A 5,393-nucleotide genomic window follows, 5' to 3' on the forward strand; every position below is an offset into this window, starting at 1 on the left:
CACGCAGGTCACCGACCGCTACGGCACCGCGCAGACGATGGCCTGGGACCGGATCCACCCGCGGCTTACTACCCGGTCGGCCTGGATCGGACATGACGGTGAACTCCCCATCCTTGAGGGGACGTTGATCCGCCTCCAGGTCGATCACCTACCCGGCGGAGGGGACCCGCTGCCGGTCTGGCTGTGGTCCTCCAAGACCGGGATGACCGGCGCGGACGTCGATCTGCGCTGGCAGTCGTTCCTGCGCCGCTTCGATCTTGAACACACCTTCCGCATGATCAAGCAGCCGCTCGGCTGGACCCGGCCGAAAGTCCGTACTCCTGAGGCGGCGGACCGCTGGACGTGGCTGGTCATCACCGCCCACACCCAACTCCGGCTCACCCGCCCGCTCGCCGAGGACCTCCGCCGCCCCTGGGAGAAGCCCGCGGAGCCCGGCCGGCTCACCCCGGTCCGGGTCCGCCGAGGGTTCAGAAACCTCCGCCCCGCCCTGAGCTGCCCCGCCCGTGCGCCGAAACACACCCGGCCAGGCCCCGGCAGACCGCTCGGCTCCAAGAACCGGCGGCTCGCCACCCGCTACGACGTGGGCAAAACCGTGAAACGACCCGAGACGATCACCGAACGCGACCAGGCCAGACCATAAAGAACAAGGTCAGTGCCTGTTCCTGATCCGGGCATGCCAGGCGGCGGGAAGATGGCCGACGGGCGACTACCGGCTCTGACACATGAGACCTGGCCACGTCGTTCCGGACATCCCTGCCTGCCGCACCTCTGTGCGGTCCGGTTGTCAGTACGCGCTGATACAACTCGTGCGTACCGACCCAACCAGCAGAGGAGACCCATGGGCGACTGGGGAACCGGCAACTTCGACAGCGACACGGCCGCAGACCACCTGTCGATCCTCACGGACCGGCTCATCACCGAGGTAGCGGACGCGATGGCCGGCGACCCGGTCGAGATCGAGCCCGACGAGTACTGGGGAATCGCGGTGCCGGCCAACCTGGAGCTGCTGAGCCTTCTGGCGCGGCAGGGGTACGTGGGGGCGTCGCTGCCCGAGGCCGAGGTGGTCGCGGGGTGGAAGAAGACGTTCATGGCGGTATGGGAGGGCCACATCGACGCCTTGACGCCTTCATCGGGTTACAAGGACGAGCGACGCGCAGTCCTGATCCGTACTTTCGACGAGCTGGCCGAGCTCACGAGGAAGGAGGACTCGGACTGAGAGGCCTGCCCCCCGAAACGGATGCTCATACGGCGTGCAGGACGAGCGGCACCTCCGCTCTATCAGCCGGTACGGCGGCCTGGAGGACCCCGGTCCGCTCGCCAGGACGAGATGCGCATCCGGACCGCCGCTTACTGACCCCAGGCTCTTCGACCTCGCGGTGGGTGGCTGCGAATGGCTTCTCGTTCTCCTGGGGCCAACCGACACGTTCGAAGCCACGGTGGGGGACTGCCGACGGCCAACTTCGTTTCGTACGGTGGCAGCATGCGCAGGGACGGCGTTCCTCGGCTGAGGCTGGTTGTGGTCACGGACGACCGCGATGATGGGCCTCGGTTGTGCCGTGGGTGCGGTGGTCCGCTGATGCCGTCGGCAAGGGCGACAGCGGTCTTCTGCTCGTCCGTCTGCCGATCGCGGCATTGGCGGCGGATGCGGCGAGCGAGGGCGAGAACCGAGGCGGTGAAGGTCGGTGTGACGTCCAGTTGCCCGGAGTGCGGGACGTCGTGGACGGTCGGGGTCGACCATCCTGCCTCGGCAATGTACTGCTCTACCGTCTGCCGCAAACGGGCCTGGCACAGACGGCGCGCGGCGGACACCGGGTTGTGAGACCGCGCATTCGGTGGCTGTCATCGTGCTTCACTGCGGGGCCGTGCGCCCCTGGCAGGTGCCTGGAGTCGGCTGGATGGTGCGGAGTGACGGCCTGCCGGGGCAAGTTGACGGCATGGCCAAGGTGCCGCACCCGGGTCCGTCGGGGGTGATGTCCGGATGCCCGCGATGATCGGGAGTGTGACCCGGGATCGCTACGACGAGCTGGTCAAGCTGGGCCGGGACTGGGTCACGACGATGAGCAGTGCCCAGTGGCGGCTCGGGGATGCGGCTGTGGAAATCGAGCCGATGCGTTCGTATGGGGGTGCGAATCCGTCAGGGAAGGACGACCTGTTCACGGTCAGCGAGGCCCTCCGCATGTTCGCCGAAGACGTCGGCCTGGCCTACACGACGGTCCGCAGTTACCGGTGGGTGTCCTCGCGCTGGGCGAAGGAGCGCCGGCGGGCGGACGTCTCGCACACGATCCACAAGATCCTGGCCAGCATCCCCGATGACCAGGAGCGTTTCGAGGCGGTCACCACCCCCCCCGCCCAGCCCGCGCGGCGGACAGGCCCGGTGGACGCATGACAGCGCGAAGCGGGTCGTGGGCTGGAAGGTCGACTCCCCGGAGAGCGTCCAGGAGAAGGTCGAGGCGATCCACGACCTGGCCACCGACGACGCGGTCGCGGCGGTGGTGACCACCGACTTCCTGCGCCGTCCGGCGGTCGCCGACAGGGCGATGGCCGACGACACCGCCCGGCACGCGGTCAACGAAGCCCAGTTCGACCGGTTCCGCCAGCAGGCCCAGTTCGTGCACCAGGAGGCAGCCCCGCAACTGCAGCGCATGGAGCACAGCGCCCAGTTCATGGACCTGGTCGCGGCCTGCGCGCAGTTCGCCGCCACAGCCGGCAGGATCGTTCCCAGCCTGCGCGGCGAGCACTACGACGACGCCGAACGCGACACCATCGGTCGGGGCCTTGCCCGGGTACGTGCCGCGGCCGACTGGATCGAGAACGCCGTCACCCGAGGCGAGTTCGACCTGGACGAGCAGCTGATGAGGCTGCTGAAAGGCTCGGGTGAGTAGGCGATGGGGCGGGGAGTCCCCGCTCACGTCCACGCCGAAGCGATCCTCAGCGCCCTGCAGGAGGCCCGCCCCGCCGGACTGACCATCACCCAGCTCATGGCCGCCACCGAACGCACCCGCGCGCAGATCCACACCGGGCTCGCGCACCTGCGCCAGGTCGCCGCCGCCCGCGGTCTGCCACCCGTGACCTGGGACAGGAAGTGGGGATACCGGCTGCTGGACGATGCGCCGGAGGTGTGGATCGGCTACGAGCGTGCCTTCTTCCACGCCGTGCACCACCGCGTCGCCAACTTCATCGCCGGGACCCTCCTCCCGCACCAGACCAAGACCCCCGACGACCCCTATATCCGCACCGTCATGGCCCAGATGGGCGCGATCGAGTCCACCCTTCAACTGCTGGCCAACCTGGGCATGTGCAAGGCCGGCGGAGCCTTGCGGGCTGCCCCGATACCGGAGCGCATGGGTTCTGCCCTCTGGACCAGGAACCCTCCGCGGATATCAGGCCGCCCTCCGGCTCGATCAAGTCCCCGGCCGCGACCAACGGCCGATGTCGCCAGTCGACGCGTCCCGAATTATGGGCGCCGAATTCGCGCTGCCGCGGTTCAAGGGCTTCGAGGTCGGCCACGGAAACGATTCTCTCCCGTCGCCGCCCTTCTCCGATCCGTCGCGTGGCGGGTATGGACATGACAGGTCTCTGCCCTCTTGAATGCCAGGGCAAGATCAGCACCGCCCCCAGTGCCGCTCCGGGTGCGCCCTCGTGTGCCCCCCGGCGCCCACCCCCCACGGCCCTTTCTCCAGGAGACAAAAGACACCGATGAGTCGGATACGGCAGCACGTCCAAGGTTCCCGTCTCGCCACCGCCGGCATCGCCGCCACCGCCACACTGCTGGCCGGCTTATTCGCCCCGGCCGCCGACGCGGCCGACAGGCCGACCCGTACCACCGCCCTTGACAACGCCGCGGCGGTCCTCGCCGACCGGGCCGCTGCCCTGGGTCTCACCTCCGCGCAGGACACCTCCGTGAGTGACGTGGTGGTGGACAAGGACGGCGCCCAGCACGTTCGCTATGACCGTACGTACCACCAACTCCTCGTGCTCGGTGGCGACTTCGTCGTCCACATGGCCCCCGACGGCACATACCGCGACGCTGACCGGGCGGTGAGGGCGGCGATCTCGCTGCCGAGCACCACCCCGAAGGTCTCAGCCCCCAAGGCGACCGACATCGCCGTGAACGCTCTGCGCGCGGCCCATTCGGGCGACGCACTGAAGCAGGTGAAGGCCAAGCCCCAACTTGTCGTCGACGCCCTGCACGGTGCCCCAAGACTGGCCTGGCGCACGAACACCACCGGGCTGGATGCGCTCGGCAACCCGGTCGCCCGCACAGTCCTGACCGATGCCCGCACCGGTGCCCAGATCGACTCCTGGGACACCATGGAGACGGCCACCGGCGACGGCAAGTCCCTCTACGGCGGCACGCTCGCGCTGGAGACAACCCTCTCGGGATCGGCTTACCAGCTCAAGGACCCCACGCGCGGCGGCACTTACACCGCTGACGCAGGCAACAAGACAGACGTGTGCAGCGGTGCCTGCAGCAGCGGTGCCCCCGTGACCCTCTTCACGGACGACGACAACCACTGGGGCACGGGTACGACCGCCGACCGTTCGACAGTCGCCGTCGACGCCCAGTACGGCAGCGACATGACCTGGGACTACTACAAGAACGTCCACGGCCGCAACGGCATCGGCAACGACGGCAAGGGCTCCTACAACCGCGTCCACTACGGCAACAACCTCTCCAACGCCTTCTGGGACGACAGTTGCTTCTGCATGTCCTATGGCGACGGTGACGGTACCTACTTCGGGCCGATGGTCGGGCTGGACGTGGCCGCCCACGAGATGTCCCACGGCGTGACCTCGAGAACCGCCAGACTGGTCTACTCGGGCGAGTCCGGCGGCCTGAACGAGGCGACGTCCGACATCCTGGGAACTCTGGTCGAGTTCTACGCGGGGAACCCGCAGGACACCGGCGACTACCTGATCGGCGAGAAGGTCGTCCGCTCCGGCTTCCCGCAGGACGCCCTGCGTCACATGGATAAGCCGAGCAAGGACGGCCGCTCCGCGGACTACTGGAGCAGTTCGGTCGCCAAGCTCAGCGTCCATTACTCGTCCGGCGTCGCCAACCACTTCGCCTACCTCCTCGCGGAGGGCAGCGGCGCCAAGACGATCAACGGGGTCACCTACAACTCCCCTACGTACAACGACTTGACCGTCACGGGCATCGGCCGCGCCAAGCTCGGCGCGATCTGGTATCGCGCCCTGACCGTCTACATGACGTCCTCGACGAACTACGCCGCAGCGAGGACCGCCACCCTGAACGCGGCCCGCGACCTCTACGGCGCGGGCAGCACGGAACACGCCACGGTGGCGGCGGCCTGGAGCGCGGTCAACGTGAACTGAGCGTCACCCTGCGCCCGACGCGTCACGCGGCCGCTCCGGTCCCGAGTCCGGGACCG

The 5,393-nt window shown here is 68.5% G+C and carries 5 protein-coding genes and 1 pseudogene; all 6 read left to right on the forward strand.

Going from position 1 to position 5,393, the window contains the following annotated elements:
- A pseudogene (locus AWZ10_RS31075) lies at nt 1-640 on the forward strand (NF041680 family putative transposase); the annotation flags it as partial.
- Between the two features lie 198 nt (nt 641-838).
- Nucleotides 839-1,216: a hypothetical protein gene (locus tag AWZ10_RS31080; RefSeq protein ID WP_046708866.1), complete on the forward strand. Its 378-nt coding sequence runs from the start codon at nt 839-841 to the stop codon at nt 1,214-1,216.
- A gap of 762 nt (nt 1,217-1,978) precedes the next feature.
- On the forward strand, nt 1,979-2,386 hold the full coding sequence (locus tag AWZ10_RS55240; RefSeq protein WP_279616650.1) for a DUF6192 family protein: 408 nt from the start codon (nt 1,979-1,981) through the stop codon (nt 2,384-2,386).
- Nucleotides 2,387-2,402: 16 nt separating this feature from the next.
- Entirely contained in the window at nt 2,403-2,882 is a 480-nt protein-coding gene (locus AWZ10_RS46970; protein WP_276145750.1) for a DUF6192 family protein, read from the forward strand.
- A 3-nt stretch (nt 2,883-2,885) separates the two neighbouring features.
- A complete protein-coding gene (locus AWZ10_RS31090) occupies nt 2,886-3,569 on the forward strand; it encodes a hypothetical protein (protein WP_052769753.1) in 684 nt (227 codons plus the stop codon).
- 127 nt (nt 3,570-3,696) lie between these two features.
- Nucleotides 3,697-5,337, forward strand: coding sequence for a M4 family metallopeptidase (locus AWZ10_RS31095; protein WP_060892623.1), 1,641 nt, complete (start codon nt 3,697-3,699; stop codon nt 5,335-5,337).
- Nucleotides 5,338-5,393 lie beyond the last annotated feature (56 nt).

This window comes from Streptomyces europaeiscabiei, from assembly GCF_001550375.1.
Taxonomy (GTDB): domain Bacteria; phylum Actinomycetota; class Actinomycetes; order Streptomycetales; family Streptomycetaceae; genus Streptomyces; species Streptomyces europaeiscabiei.